Source organism: Micromonospora sp. LZ34 (genome assembly GCF_052981855.1).
On sequence record NZ_JBRIQN010000090.1, the window covers coordinates 1 to 13,494 of the forward strand.

Annotated in this window: 16 protein-coding genes and 1 pseudogene; 7 read left to right on the plus strand and 10 right to left on the minus strand. The window is 69.5% G+C overall.

From position 1 onward, the window contains the following. The first annotated feature begins 285 nt into the window (after positions 1-285). Positions 286-909 (plus strand): GntR family transcriptional regulator, encoded by a 624-nt coding sequence (locus ACVCAH_RS36275; protein ID WP_447140736.1) that lies wholly within the window; start codon positions 286-288, stop codon positions 907-909. A 38-nt stretch (positions 910-947) separates the two neighbouring features. Next, on the plus strand, positions 948-1,349 hold the full coding sequence (locus tag ACVCAH_RS36280; protein WP_447140737.1) for a LutC/YkgG family protein: 402 nt from the start codon (positions 948-950) through the stop codon (positions 1,347-1,349). 44 nt (positions 1,350-1,393) lie between these two features. Here the strand turns inward: ACVCAH_RS36280 and ACVCAH_RS36285 are convergent, their stop codons facing one another. From ACVCAH_RS36285 to ACVCAH_RS36295, 3 genes are all read right to left on the minus strand, one after another. Beyond that, positions 1,394-2,329 (minus strand): ROK family protein, encoded by a 936-nt coding sequence (locus ACVCAH_RS36285; RefSeq protein ID WP_447140738.1) that lies wholly within the window; start codon positions 2,327-2,329, stop codon positions 1,394-1,396. Between the two features lie 354 nt (positions 2,330-2,683). Then, positions 2,684-2,827, minus strand: coding sequence for a hypothetical protein (locus ACVCAH_RS36290; RefSeq protein ID WP_447140739.1), 144 nt, complete (start codon positions 2,825-2,827; stop codon positions 2,684-2,686). A 72-nt stretch (positions 2,828-2,899) separates the two neighbouring features. Then, on the minus strand, positions 2,900-3,964 hold the full coding sequence (locus ACVCAH_RS36295) for an extracellular solute-binding protein (RefSeq protein ID WP_447140749.1): 1,065 nt from the start codon (positions 3,962-3,964) through the stop codon (positions 2,900-2,902). Here ACVCAH_RS36295 and ACVCAH_RS36300 point away from each other — a divergent pair. Next, complete coding sequence (locus ACVCAH_RS36300; RefSeq protein ID WP_447140740.1) at positions 3,911-4,063, plus strand: hypothetical protein; 153 nt, start codon at positions 3,911-3,913, stop codon at positions 4,061-4,063. The genes ACVCAH_RS36295 and ACVCAH_RS36300 overlap by 54 nt on opposite strands. Positions 4,064-4,171: 108 nt before the next feature. Here ACVCAH_RS36300 and ACVCAH_RS36305 read toward each other — a convergent pair whose 3' ends face one another. From ACVCAH_RS36305 to ACVCAH_RS36320, 4 genes and pseudogenes are all read right to left on the minus strand, one after another. After that, positions 4,172-4,438, minus strand: a complete 267-nt coding sequence (locus ACVCAH_RS36305; RefSeq protein WP_447140750.1) for a glycoside hydrolase family 95-like protein — start codon at positions 4,436-4,438, stop codon at positions 4,172-4,174. A 60-nt stretch (positions 4,439-4,498) separates the two neighbouring features. Beyond that, a pseudogene (locus tag ACVCAH_RS36310) lies at positions 4,499-6,588 on the minus strand (glycosyl hydrolase family 95 catalytic domain-containing protein); the annotation flags it as partial. After that, positions 6,585-7,484: a carbohydrate ABC transporter permease gene (locus ACVCAH_RS36315; protein WP_447140741.1), complete on the minus strand. Its 900-nt coding sequence runs from the start codon at positions 7,482-7,484 to the stop codon at positions 6,585-6,587. The gene ACVCAH_RS36315 and the pseudogene ACVCAH_RS36310, both read right to left, overlap by 4 nt. Further along, entirely contained in the window at positions 7,481-8,125 is a 645-nt protein-coding gene (locus ACVCAH_RS36320) for a carbohydrate ABC transporter permease (protein WP_447140742.1), read from the minus strand. Before ACVCAH_RS36320 ends, ACVCAH_RS36315 begins: the two co-directional genes overlap by 4 nt. Before the next feature lie 143 nt (positions 8,126-8,268). Here ACVCAH_RS36320 and ACVCAH_RS36325 point away from each other — a divergent pair, with 143 nt between their 5' ends. The 3 genes from ACVCAH_RS36325 (at position 8,269) to ACVCAH_RS36335 (ending at position 9,706) form a co-directional block, all read left to right on the plus strand. Next, positions 8,269-8,640, plus strand: a complete 372-nt coding sequence (locus ACVCAH_RS36325) for a GH36 C-terminal domain-containing protein (RefSeq protein ID WP_447140751.1) — start codon at positions 8,269-8,271, stop codon at positions 8,638-8,640. Then, a complete protein-coding gene (locus tag ACVCAH_RS36330; RefSeq protein WP_447140743.1) occupies positions 8,637-9,245 on the plus strand; it encodes a GDSL-type esterase/lipase family protein in 609 nt (202 codons plus the stop codon). The genes ACVCAH_RS36325 and ACVCAH_RS36330 overlap by 4 nt, the downstream gene beginning before the upstream one ends. Before the next feature lie 320 nt (positions 9,246-9,565). Continuing rightward, on the plus strand, positions 9,566-9,706 hold the full coding sequence (locus tag ACVCAH_RS36335; RefSeq protein WP_447140744.1) for a hypothetical protein: 141 nt from the start codon (positions 9,566-9,568) through the stop codon (positions 9,704-9,706). 400 nt (positions 9,707-10,106) lie between these two features. Here the strand turns inward: ACVCAH_RS36335 and ACVCAH_RS36340 are convergent, their stop codons facing one another. The 3 genes from ACVCAH_RS36340 to ACVCAH_RS36350 all read right to left on the minus strand — a co-directional run bounded on the left by ACVCAH_RS36340 (position 10,107) and on the right by ACVCAH_RS36350 (position 12,806). Beyond that, positions 10,107-10,355 carry a hypothetical protein gene (locus tag ACVCAH_RS36340; protein WP_447140745.1) on the minus strand — a complete coding sequence of 83 codons (249 nt, stop codon included), beginning with the start codon at positions 10,353-10,355 and terminating at the stop codon, positions 10,107-10,109. Further along, positions 10,352-10,801: a glycerate kinase gene (locus ACVCAH_RS36345; RefSeq protein ID WP_447140746.1), complete on the minus strand. Its 450-nt coding sequence runs from the start codon at positions 10,799-10,801 to the stop codon at positions 10,352-10,354. Before ACVCAH_RS36345 ends, ACVCAH_RS36340 begins: the two co-directional genes overlap by 4 nt. Before the next feature lie 226 nt (positions 10,802-11,027). Beyond that, entirely contained in the window at positions 11,028-12,806 is a 1,779-nt protein-coding gene (locus ACVCAH_RS36350) for a glycoside hydrolase family 35 protein (RefSeq protein WP_447140747.1), read from the minus strand. A gap of 345 nt (positions 12,807-13,151) precedes the next feature. On the opposite strand from ACVCAH_RS36350, the gene ACVCAH_RS36355 reads away from it, so the two are divergent. Then, positions 13,152-13,494: hypothetical protein (locus ACVCAH_RS36355; protein ID WP_447140748.1), on the plus strand; the 343-nt coding region annotated here is incomplete at its 3' end.

Consider the following 13,494-nt stretch of genomic DNA (forward strand, 5'->3'; position numbering starts at 1 on the left):
CGCCGTGCGCTACGAAGCCACCGTGCACGTCGCCGCGATCAGCGAGTGGCTGTGACCGACTTCGACACAGGCCCTAGGGGCACCTTCTCGGTGGCTCGCATGCGCCAACCTCCCGCCGGGGCTATTTCCTATAGGATATTGCGCGGTAGAGTGTTTACTCGTTCAGGGCGAGCCAAGTCAAGGGGGCAGAAAGAAGTGATGGGGCACCAGGCCGGAGACCGGATCCGCCCCGTCCGGCGGCTCACCCTGTCCGAGGACGTCCACGAGGCCGTCAAGAGACTGATCATGGATCACACGCTGCCTCCGGGCGAGCGGGTGACCATCGACGTTCTCGCCCGGCAGCTAGACGTCTCCCCCACCCCCGTCCGGGAGGCCCTGGCCCGCCTCGAGTCCGACGGGCTGGTCCGCAAGCGGCCGTTGTCCGGATACACCACGACTCCGCTGTTGAGCAGGGCCGAGTTCGAGGATCTGTTCGACATGCGCATCCTGCTCGAGGGCGCGGCGGCCGGCCGGGCGGCGGTGCACGCGGGTACCGCGGACCGCGAGCGGATCGGCACGGAGGCCGGGGCGACGATCGGCGTGGAGGCGGGCGAGGACTACCGCCGCCACGCCGACTTCACCGCCCTCGACGCGCGGTTCCACGACCTCGTCGCGGAGGCCGCCGGCAGTCCCCTGCTGCGCGACGCGATCACCCGTCTGCACGCGCACCTGCACCTGCACCGCCTCTACTTCCCCGCCGCGACCGCCTCGGAGACGGCCGCCGAGCACCAGCGCATCGCCGCCGCCATCGCCGCTGGCGACCCCGAGGGCGCCACCGAAGCGATGCGGGACCACCTGGCCGCGGCCCGCCGCCGCCACCTGCCCGCGTTCGACCGGCTGCCGGCGTCGGGCGCGGGCAGCCCGCCCTGACTCTTCCGCGTCTGCTGGCCGGCGTCGACCGGCTCGCGGTGCCCGACGACATCCCCGGGCACTGGCTGATCGGCTTCGCCGGGCAGGTCCGCCGGGATACACCCCCGCTGTCGGCGGCCGAGCTCGACAGCATGGACGCCGCGCTGACCGGCTGCGCGGTGGCGGTGGCCGACACCGGCACCATCGTGCTGGACGTCGGTTCCACCCAGGGGCGCCGGATGCTGACGCTCGTCTCCGACCCGCACATCTGTGTGGTCCGAACCGGCCAGATCGTGGGCCTGGTGCCCGAAGCCGTCGCCCGGCTCGACCCACGCGCACCGCAGACCTGGATCTCCGGCCCGTCGGCGACCAGCGACATCGAGCTGAATCGGGTGGAGTGGGTGCACGGGCCCGCCGACTGGATGTCGCCAAACGACGCCGCCACCGCAACCGGCCGCTGACCGGGCGGCGGCGCCGGACCGACCGATCGGGACCCGGCCGCGCTTCAGGTCCGGTTCTCCACCAGCCGACGGACAGCCGAGGCTGCGGCCCCGCGTGCCCAGTCCTCGAAGGTGTGCGGGCGCGTAACGATCCTGCAGCGGCCCGCCGCACCGAAGGCGTGCTCGGCGAAGGCGGCACGCAGGTGCGCCTCGAAGAGGTCGAAGTCGCTCACCGCCTCGCCACCGATGATGACGAGTTCGGGCCCGGCAAGGTTGACCAGTGTCGCGATCGCAGTGCCGATTACGGTCGCAGCCTGCTCGAACGCCCGTACGGCGATGGAGTCACCGCGGTGCGCCAGGTCGAGGACCTCGTCGATCGACAGTTCCCTGCCGTGTCCGCACGAGACCTCGGCGACGATGGCGGGGGTGCCGGCGACCGCCTCGACGCAGCCGCGGCGGCCGCAGGGGCAGATCCGGTCGGGTGAGGTCAGCGGGAGGTGTCCGATCTCGCCCGCGACGCTGTAGGCGCCTTCGACGACCTCGCCATTGACGTGCAGTCCGCTGCCGATGCCGCGACCGATCGTGACGATCGCGAACGAGGCGGTGCCGACGCCCACGCCGAACCAGTGCTCGCCGATCGTGAGGGCCCGGACGTCGTTCTCGACCAGGACGTCGCGGTCGAGGCGGCCGGTCAGGATCTTCGCGAGGGGCACATCGGTCCAGCTCATGATCGCGGACTCGCGGACGACGCCGCTGTGCGCGTCGACGTCGCCGGAGACGGTGACCGCGACGGCGCAGATGCGTTCAGCTCGCCTGCGGAGCGTGTCCACGAGTTTGGTCGTGGTCGCCTCGATGGCGTCGACGACGACGTCGAGCTTGGTGGCGTGCAGCGGGCGCCGGTCGCTGGCGAGGATGCTCGTCGTCAGATCGGTCGCGACGCCGACGATCTCGTCGGAATTGACCTTGATGCCGATGAAGACCAGCGCGTCGGCAACGACCATGAGAGGGTTCGCCGGCCGCCCCGGCTGCCCGTCGCGCTGCGACTCGAGCCGGTTAGAGACGAGCCCGGCCCCGATGAGTGGTGCGACCGCCTTCGTGACCGCGGCCTGCGAGAGTCCGGTGAGCCGGGCGATGTCGATGCGGCTGATCGGGCCCCGCGTGAGGATGCTCCTGAAGACCTCGGCCGCCGCCGACGACGCCCCTTGGAGCAGCGAGACCGCGGCGTCTGCGTCGTTCATCGCGGGATTCCTCTTGGTTGGACGCCGGTCAGGGCGTGGTAGCGCGTCGTCCGGGCACCATCGTAGTCAGCGAGCGGGGCGGAGCCGGCATGCGCCGACTCCGCCCGGGCGTCGGTGTTACTCGGCGAGGATCTTCTCGGTCTTCGTGGCCATCTCCGGGAACACATCCTTGTCACGTCCGCCGCTGAAATACGCCCCGAACATCGGCTGGATCGTGTCGGAGAGCTCCTGGCCGTTGGCCGTCGGCGGCGCCGGGTACAACTCGCCGTTGTTAAGTGCGCCGACGAAGCCCGACAGGTCGAGCCCCTGCGCCTTCTGGGCGTCGACCGCGACCTAGAGCGACTTGGCGATCGACGGCAGGAACGTCGCGTCCGCGCCAGCGGCCGATTGGCAGGCCTCCGAGCCCATGTACGTGACCCACTTCCAGGTCGCGTCGAGGTTCTTCGTGCCGGCGTAGATGTTGTTGGCGTTCGAGTTGCTGATCATCGAGCGGCCCTTGGGGCCCTTGACCGTCGGCGCGATGCCCACCTTGGCGCCCGGGATCTTCGTGATCGAGGTGGCGTCCCACGTGCCGCCCTGCACCATCGCGACCGAACCCGAGCCGATCTGCTGGCTGCCCGCGACCGTCAGCTGCCCGAACTTGGGCATCAGGCCGCGCTCGCCGAGACCGCGCACGTACTCCAGGGTCTTGACGAAGTCGGGGTTGTCGTACGGGAGCCGGGTCGGCCAGGCAGGCTTGTCACCGAGCCGCCAGCCGAGGGTCGAGACGAACGGGTTCCACGAGGTCTGCCCGTTGAAGTCGTTGGCGGCGAGGCTGCCGATGCCGTAGGTGGCGACCTTGGTCTTGTCGAATCCGGGCTGGTCGCCGCGGACGCCGTTCTTGTCAACGGTGAGGCGCGCGACGACGTCGTCGAAGGTGCCGCCGTCGTCGGGGTTCCACGTCATGCCCATGATGTCGGCATCGGTGAGGCCGGCAGCGGCGACCTTGTCCTTGTTGAAGTAGATCGCGGCGGCCGCCCAGTCCAGCGGGATGCCGTACTGCTTGCCGTCGGTGTACTTCCACGAGTCGACGCCGAAGTCGAAGACCGACAGGTCGTACCCGGTCTTCTTGATCTGGTCGTCGAGGGCCAGGATCTGCTTCTGACCGGCGTAGGCGCCCAGCAGCGGGACGCTGTTCTGGAACGCGTCGGGCGCCGCGCCCGAGACGAAGCCGGCGGTGAGCTTCGTGAAGTAGTCCTCCACGCCGTACTGGGAGATCTTGACGGTGATGCCGGGGTTGGCCTGCTGGAAGCCGGGCAGGCACTTCTGGTACGAGGCGGCCTGCCGCTCGTCCCAGGTCCACAGTTGACCGTGCCGCCGCTGCTGCTGCTGCTGCCGGAGTCTTCGCCGTTCGAGCAGGCGGTGAGTGTGACGGTCATGGCGACGAGCGCCAGCACCGCCGCGATCCGCTTCGGTTTCACGAGTTCCTCACTATCGGTGGCGGGGCGCCGTCCCTGACGCCCTGTTGGGTGGGTGTGGGTGTGGTGGGTCTGCGGCGCCGGCGCGTTCGTGCGCCTGGCGACCAGTGCCGGCGGCCGCGATGCTGCGGGCGGCCTCGATGCGATGTCAGATCGGCGCGGGATGGTCGGCGGGCCGTAGCGAGACCTCGCTGTGTGCCGGGACCTCGAGTTCGAGCAGCCGGTCGCCGTGCTCGACGACGACTCGGTGGGGGGCGCCGCGAACGTCGCGGATCACAGCGCTGTCGACGGCGCCGTCGGCCCAGGCGAGATCGACCTCGAGCCCGCCGCGTGCCCGCAACCCGGCTACCCAGCCGCTCGGCCATTGCGCGGGCAGTGCGGGCAGCAGCCGGATGCGGCCGTTATGGCTCTGCACGAGCAGCTCGGCGATCGCCGCCGTGAACCCGTAGTTGCCGTCGATCTGGAAGGGCGGGTGGGTGTTGAACAGGTTCGGCAGGAGCCCGCCCCACTCGGATCCGTCGACGGGGGCGAGCCGGCGGTGGTCGCGGTCGAACGCGGTGCTCGCCTCGAGCAGTAGCGCTCGGGCTTCGGCGGCGTCGCCGAGCCGGGCTCGGAGCGCGATCTTCCACGCCCACGACCAGCCCATCGCCCCGGGTCCGCGGGCGTCGAGGAAGCGGCGCGCCGCCTTTGCGAGCTCGGGCGTGCGGACGGGGTCGATGAGATCGAGTGGGTAGAGCGCGACGAGCGGAGACAGGTGCCGATGGTGCGGGTCCTCGTCCGCGACATCCGTCGACCATTCGCGCAGCCGGCCGTCAGGGCCGGCCTCGAGCTCGGGAAGCCGTTCGAGGGCGGCGGCGAGGTCGCCGAAGAGCGGGTCGTCGAGGCCGAGCACGGCGATGGCCGAGCGGGCCCGCTCGAACAGCGCTCGGATGAGGGCGATGTCCGTCGTCGTCGAGACGCTGAGCGCTTCGGGCCGTCCATCGGGGCCGACGAACAGGTTCTCGGGCGAGGTCGAGGGGATGGTGCGCAGCTGGCCGGTCGCGGGGTCGTCGACGAGCCAGTCGAGGCAGAACGCGCTGCCCCGCGCATGAGCGGCCATACGGTGCGCTCAAGGAGCTTGAGGTCGCCAGTGAACTCGTAGCGGTCCCAGAGGTTGTGGGTGAGCCAGACGCCGCCCATCATCCAGATCGCCCAGCTCGGGGCGCCGTGCCCCATGCCGACCGGCAGGCTCCAGCCCCAGAGGTCGCTGTTGTGGTGGGCGACCCAGCCACGGGCGCCGTAGAGGCGGGCGGCGACGTCGGAGCCGGTGCTCGCGATTCGCCGTACGAGTGCGGTCAGCGGCTCGGTCGAATCGTCGAGTCCGACGATCGGTGCGGCCCAGTAGTTCATTTGGGTGTTGATGTTGATCGTGTAGTTGGCCGACCACGGCGGTCTGAGCTCGTCGTTCCAGATCCCCTGCAGGTTCGCGGCGGGGCTGCCCGAGCGCGACGACGCGGCGAGCAGGTAGCGGCCGTACTCGGCGAGCACGGTGGCCCGGAGGCCTTCGTCGTCGCCGTGCAGGATGTCGCGCTCGACGTCCCAGGTGCCGGCGCGCCGACCGCCGATCGCGAAGCGCGCCCCCGAGGCATGCTCCCGCACGTCGGCGAGATGCTCGGCGAACCGCTCGTGCGCCGTCTGCCGCAGGGCGGCCGTGACGGTCGAGCGGGCGCGCTCCCGGATCTCCTCCGGGGAGGAGCTCCGCCAGCCGGCGCCGTCAGGGTCGGCCCACCACAGTCCGGCCCTGCTCGACGTCGACAGTGCGATCAGCAGCCGGCTCGCCCCGCGGATCCGCAGGGTGTCGCCGGCGGAACCCACGGCTCCGTCGCTTCGCAGCGCGAGCGCGGCGGCCGCGAAGTGGTCGAAGCCGTCAGCTTCCGGGGACAGGTAGCGATGAGCCGGCTCCACCGCGGGCTCGTGCAGGGGGACACCGTCGATCGGCGCAACCACGTCGAGCGTGACGCCGGTCGGGGCGGTGTCGCGGCCCGCCTCGCGCAGGCGCGTCGACAGGCGGAGGTCGACGTCGAGCACCGGCCGGTCGGCGAGGTACTCGACGAAGAGGCAGCCGGCGGGCGCGGAGGCGAAGGTGCGGCGCGTGACGGCGGCGCCGTCGATCACGAGCGGTTCGGTCACGTACGCCTCGTCGAGGTCGAGGACGCGGGCGGGCCGGCCTTCCGCGACGGCCGCGCCGCGCGTTTCGAGTTCCAGGTCGACGAACGGCAGGAACTCCTGGGAGTACGGGCCCTCGAAAGTCATCAGGAGCGCTTCGGCGCGTCGGAGGTCCCCGGCGTCGATCGCCCACCGGATCTCGGCGAGGCGTTCGGGTCCGGCTCCGCGCGCGACGAGGTCGGCGAGGGCGTCGGCCGGCCCGTCGGGATGACCCGACCAGATGGTCGCGTCGTTGATCTGGATGCGGGTTCGGGCGCCACCGAAGACCATCGCGCCGAGGCGGCCGTTGCCCAGCGGCGTGGCCTCGACGCAGTCGCGTGCGGGTTGCCGCGAGGCGACGCGGAGGGTCCCGGCCGTCACTTGATCCCCGAGAAGCCGATGGAGTTGACGATGCGCCTGCCGAAGACCATGAACAGCCCGAGCATCGGCAGGGCTGCGACGAGCGTCGCCGCCATCAGCCCCGCCCAGTCGGGTTGGGCCTGCGGCGACGACTGCTTGAACACGGCCAGCGCGAGGGTGAGCGGTTGCACGGACTCGTCACTCGTCACGAGCAGCGGCCAGAAGTAGTCGTTCCACATCCCGATGAACCCGAGGATCGACAGGGTGATCATGGGCCCACTCGTCATCGGGAGGGTGATGCCGAAGAGGATCCTGATGCGGCCGGCGCCGTCGAGCAGGGCCGCCTCCTCGGTCTCGGTCGGGAGGCCGAGCATGAACTGCCGGAGGAAGAAGATGTTGAAAGCCGAGAAGAGCGCCCCGGGCAGGATCATCCCGGCGAAGGTGTCGAGCAGGCCGAGCTCCTTCACCAGCACGAAGTTCGGCAGCAGGGTGAGGATGCCGGGCACCATGAGCGCGGTGAGGAAGAGGCTGAACATGAAGTCGCGGCCCCGCCATTGCAGGCGCGCGAAGGCGTACGCGGCGATCGTAGAGAAGAACACGGTGAGCGCCGTCGAGATCGTGGCGTAGATGAGGGAGTTGACGAGGAAGTGGCCGATCTCGACCGATGCACCCGAGCCGCCCTCGGTGATGGACTCCTCGGTCGACGCGAGCCCGAGCACCCGCTTGAAGGGTCCGAAGGTGAAGCCGACGGGCAGGATCGAGGCCGGGTTGGCCATGAGCGCGTAGTTGTCGGAGAGCGCGGTGCGCAGGATCCAGTAGAACGGGAAGATCGTCACGAAGAGGATGCCGATGAGGTACGCCCAGGCGAGGGCGCGACCGGTGGTGAAGCGGCGTCGACGGGTGGCGGAGATGCTCATGCGCTGGTGTCCGATTCGCTCGCGCGCAGCAGGCGCATCTGCAGGAAGGTGATGACGACGAGGATCGCGAAGAGGGCGAACGACATCGCGGAGGCGTAGCCGAAGTCGAACTGGCCGAACGCCTTGCTGTAGATATACATCTGCAGGACGTTCGAGGCGTTGGCCGGGCCGCCCTTCGTCGTGACCTGGACGATGTCGAAGACCTGGAACGCACCGATGACGTTGAGCACGAGCACCAGGGCGAGGATCGGGCGCAGCAGGGGCAGCGTGAGTCGGCGGAACATCTGCAGCTCGCTCGCCCCGTCGATGCGTCCGGCCTCGTAGACCGTGGCCGGGATGGTCTGCAGGCCGGCGAAGATGATGATCGAGGTGTAGCCCATCTGCTTCCACACGTTGATGAGCGCGATCGACGGGATCGCCCATCCGCGGAAGGTCAGGAACTGCACGCCGTCGCCGCCGAGCGCCTCGATGAGGATGTTGACGATCCCGAGCTGGGTGTCGAGCAGCCACGACCATACGGTCGCGGCGACGACCGCGGAGATGAGGAAGGGCAGGATGATGAGGCCGCGGACGACGGTCGAGGACGTGAGGCGGTGCAGCACCGCCGCGGTGACGACCGACACGGCCATGCTGAGGGTCACCGAGAGCAGGACGAAGTAGACGGTGACTGTCGTTCCGGCTCGTCGCGTCGCTCACGGCGCACCCTGGTATCGAGCAGGACCTCACCGTCGCGAGCGACAGCGAACTCGCGACGATCGCCGCGTGGTCGCGGCTGTACCGGGGGATCCGGCCACTCCTCCACACGGGACGGGCCGTCAACGTCGACCTCGCTGACGACGCGACCGCGCTCTATGGCTCCGTCGCCCGCGACGGCTCGAGGGCCTTGTTCACCTGGGTGCGGTTCCAGACCTCCGCGGCCGGTCAATCCGGCCGGGTCCGCTTCCCCGGACTCGACCGCACCGCCCGCTACCGCGTCACCGTTCGAGAGGAACTCGGCGCGGCGAGCCGGCACCAGGGGCGAGACCCCGAGTGGGTGGCCCGCGCCGCCGAACACCCGATCGAACTCTCCGGCGCCGTGCTCGCGGGCGCCGGCGTCCCCATGCCGACGCTCAACCCGCAGCAGGCGATGCTCATCGACATCGAAAGGATCTCATGAACAAGCCGACCATCCTCTTCGCCGGCGACAGCGTCACCGACTGCGGGCGGCGTGAAGACCCAGCCGGGCTCGGCGACGGATACGTCCTCCGGATCGCCGAGACCCTGGGGAGCGAGGCGCACTGGCTCAACCGCGGGATCAGCGGCGATCGGAGCCGCGATCTCCGCGAAAGGTGGGACCGAGATGTGCTGGCGGCACGACCGACGCTCGTGAGCGTGGTCGTCGGCGTCAACGACACGTGGCGACGCTACGACAGCGTCGATCCCACCCCGGCGGCGGACTTCGAGACGAACTGTCGCGCGCTGCTCGAGCCACTCGCTGCCGACCGCATCGGACTCGTGCTCATCGAGCCATTCCTGCTCCCGGTTCGGGCGGAGCAGATCGCCTGGCGCGACGACCTCGAACCGAAGATCGCAATCGTACGGAGCCTCGCGCAGGAGTTCGACGCCGCGCTCGTGCCGGCGGACACAGCCCTCAACACCCTCGGCGACGCAGTCGGCCTCGCGCTCGACAGCGTACACCCAAGTCATCGCGGTCACGAAGTGCTTGCGGCGCTGTGGCTGGAACACGCGACTTCCCGGTTGACGGCGGTGCTCCGACGTTGAGGTGACGCGCCGCCGCCCCGTGGCCGAAGCTTCAAGGTTGGTGGAGGCGTTCGGTCAGCAGGGGTAGGCCTGAACCGGCCTGGGTTCTGTAGGGCGCTGGGTCGCGTCCGCATCCTGGGCGCCACTGCCCATCCCACCGCCGCCTGGGTCGCTCAGGCCGCGCGGAATCTCGCCAAGGACCTGCAGGAGCGCCGGCTGCCCGGCGCGCTACATCATCCGATCGTGACGGCAAGCTCCCCGCACTGTTCGGCGCGATCCTCGCCGACGCCGGTACCAGGGTCGTGCTCAACGGCGTCCAGCTGCCCCGCATGAACTCGATCATGGAACGGTGTATCCAAAGCTGCCGCCACGAGCTGCTGGACCGGACTCTGGTCCGGAACCAGCGCCATCTGCTGCACGCCCTGCACGAATACGAGCGGCGTCACAACGCCCACCGACCCCACCGGGGTTTTCGGGGGTAAACGCGGGCTACCGCCCAGACTTCCCAGCATCACCGCACCCACTCCCACCACAAGAGTGCACCCGCACCGGCGTCGATCAGACGACGAGCTTGCACCTACCCATCGCGATGTGCTTGCCGTCCACGTGGGGGTTTGTGTCCGTGGGCGACGTCGACCACGAATCCATTATCGTTGTTCATGGCGAACCAACAACTCACGCCAAGGTAACCGCATCAGCCGACTGCTGGCGCCGCTGTCCCGGCTCGTGTTCGAGGGGCGACTTCGACCGCATGCCCATGGTCGTCATTCGGAAAGAGCTGGTGCTGGCACCGTAGACGGTAGACGCATTTGAGCGGCCTCGTTCGGGAAGTGGCGTCGGTGGCCATTGGGACCGCCGGCGTCTCCTGCGCGGTGACCATCCTCAGTTCATCTGCGCGAACCATCCGCGCAAGGCCGACCGGCTCGCACCGATCAGGTGCGGCTGGGTCGCGCCCGGTATGCGGCGAGGCAGCCGTAGCGACAGCGCGAACACCGCTGCGGCACGCTCGCGAAACAGGCACGGCCCCGGGATGCCGCACTCCAAGCACCGGCCGTCCGCGCTGGACACCGTGTGCCGTGCCAGCAGCTCCTGCGCGTGGTCTACCTGCTCGCCACCGTGATAGGTCGTCACGATCCCATTCCTCTACGGTGGCGGGGCGCGCGCTGCCCAACGGCGCAGGCCAAGCCAAACAGCCCGCGGACCTCGCGCGCCCCGCCGGTCACCCACCGCCGCATCGATCGCACCGTCATGCGGTAGCGGGGAGTCAACACCGCTATGGCACCGACCACTGCCAGCCGCTCGTCGGCCCTGTAGCAACAGTGCGGGCACTCGGCCAAGGTCTCGTTACCCGCACCACGGCTTCCTTTCTTGGCCCGATCAACACCACTGGTGAGGAGGGCATCGCAGTCGTGATCGAGCGCGGCGGCAATGATCTGGCCGGGGGCGTAGGTGTGCGCGCCGAGCGGGTCAGGCGCGCGAACGAGGGGCAGCCCTGCGGCGGTGGCGCGGTCGACGGCGGTGGTGCCGTCGGGCAGGAACAGAACACCGGCCGTCCACTGGGCGGTTGTCGGGGCCATGCACCCCCTTCGGCTACGTGGCAAGTCGCACCAGCGGTGGCCGAGGCGATGACGCCGATGCCTTCGCCGTCGCCGGCCGGCGGGAGCACGGTGAGTAGGTCGTGGGGGCGCACTTCGCGCCGTCCTTCGACGATGGCATCCGCCGCCGGGTGCGCAGCGACCGTTCCCCTTGAAGGAGCCCGGTGCGATGATGATGATGCGAATCATGCGGAGCAGCCCTTGCCGATCAAGGTGCGATGAACTGGGCTGGTGTTCCCAGTTCGGGTCGCTCGCGTAGGTCAACGGCCGGCAGCGCTGGCGCTCCGTCGAGCTCAAGCACGATGATCTCGTTGGCTCCAGCGCGGAGCACCGGCCAGGGCACGTAGAGCGTCGTCTGTGGGCCCTTGTGCCAGTATCGGCCGAGGTTGAAGCCGTTGACCCATAGGTAGCCCTTGTGCCAGCCGGGCAGGGCGAGGAAGGTGTCGCGCACCTCGTCAAGGTTCAGGTGGCCACGGTGAAACGAGGGCCCGGGTGAGCGGGTCTCGCGTCCCCACGGCAGGGCGGTAAGGTCCGCGAGGGGTACGGGGCTGGTCTGCCAGCCCTGGAGCCGCTGCTGGCCGTGGTAGACGCCCCCGGTGAGTCCCTTGCGCTCCCCTACCAGTGGCCCGTAGTTGACGCGACCCATCGCTTCGACGACGAGCGTAAGGTCGGTGCCGGAGCCGGGGGGTGCGACCGGTATCGATGTGATGTGATCGCGTTCGAGTACACCCATGACGGCACCGCCGACGAGGACCTGTGCCCGGTCGCGCAGGCCGGTGACGCGTAGCGGGTGAGCGACCCGGGGGCTGGGGATGCGCGTGCGGTAGACGGCGATCCCGTGCGCCTGGCCGAGTTCCTCGAAGGTCGGTGGCGCGGCGGTGGCGACCGAACCGGCCGAGAGTCGGTCCAGGCAGTCCAACAGCGAAAGCCGCTCGTCAAGATGGACGGTCGTGGCGGCGAGGACCGGTGGGTCCTCCGGTGCTGGCGGGCCGGGCAGTTCGCTGTGGCGACCGAGCACCTCCCGGTATGCCCAGAACTTGGGGGTCAAGGCGCCGTGCTCGGCAACGGGTGCGTCGTAGTCGTAGGAGGTGACGTTGGGCTGATAGACGCCGTCGTGGTGATCGCCGCCGGCGTTGGCTCCGGCAGAGAAGCCGAAACTTGTGCCGCCGTGGGCCATGTAGATGTTGACCGAGGCGCCGCGGGTGAGGATTTGGTCCAGGGTGAGCGCCGCCTCGGCGGCGTCGCGGACCGAGTGGTCCTCGCCGTAGTGGTCGAACCAGCCGTTCCAATACTCCATGCAAAACTCTGGGCCCGGCCGCAGCCGGGCCATCGCGTCAAACTGGTCGGCGACGCGGCTGCCGAAGTTGGCCGTGGCGTACACGCCGTCGAGCGTTCCGCCGCTGAGCATCAGGTCCGTCGGCCCGTCGGAGGTGAATAGCGGCACGTCTATGCCTCGCCGTACCAGCCCGTCGGCCAGGTGGCGTAGGTACTGCGGGTCGCTGCCGTAGGAGCCGAACTCGTTCTCGACCTGCACCATGATCACATTTCCCCCGCGGGTGATCTGGTGGGCGGCGACGCGGGGGATCAACTGATCGAAGTACCGGTCCACCGGGGCCAGGAAGCGCGGGTCGTGGCAGCGCAGCGGGATCTCGCCCTCGGCGCGCAGCCAGGCTGGCAATCCCCCGTTGTCCCATTCGGCGCAGATGTAAGGGCCTGGGCGGACGATCGCGTAGAGCCCGGCGTGGGCCGCGGCGGACAGGAAGCCCTCGATGTCGGCTGGACCGTCGAAGGTGATCTTTCCCGGTATCGGCTCGTGCAGGTTCCATGGCACGTAGGTCTCGATGGTGTTCAGGCCCATCGCGCGGAGTTTGCCGAGGCGGTCGGCCCACTGCCGGGGGTGTACACGGAAGTAGTGGATGGCGCCTGACAGGACCTGGAACGGCCGTCCATGCAGTTCGAGGGCACCCGGTAGCACGCGGAAGGACATGGCCGCGAATGTAACAGAATACGGTTACTATCGCATCCAACAAGTCTTTACATCCGACCCCCGGCCGCGGGCCTATGGAACTGGCCGAGGCACGTGAGCCACCAGCGAGGATGGGTCGCCCTATCAGGCCGGTGCGGCGTGTTGGCAACCACTGCCACCTGCCAACGACCGGCCGAACGACCCGTTGGCAGCCGCGTTGGCAGGAGTAGAAACCGGTTGCATAGTGAGCATTCCGCAGGGTTCTGCCGAGATGCCTACCCCGGCTACCATGCACGGCCGTCCGACACGGAACGGCTACGCCGGGAAGCCGGCGAACCTGCCCTTATTCAGCCCCTCATCGACGAGTTGCCCACCGATGCGCGCGTGGGCGAGGCTCCGCTCCCCCTCAGCCATGGTCGGGCGTACCGGCAGTTCGCCGCAACCGGCGGCCGGAAGTCCTATGGAGATGGCTTTTTCGACCGCCGAGTCCTGCTCAGCGCCCGCCCGCCGGCCGGCGACGACGAAGCGCCCACCGCACTTGCGGACGCCCCTCGGGAGATTTGCGACGAGCACACCTGGGCGCTGCCCGCGCACGACTACCACAGCATCGGCAGCGCAACTCAGCCGGAGACGCGGCCGACCGAGACCCGGCAGGTGAGCACGTGCTCGCCTGCCGGGAGCAGTTTCCGCAGCGTGGGCAGCACCGTAC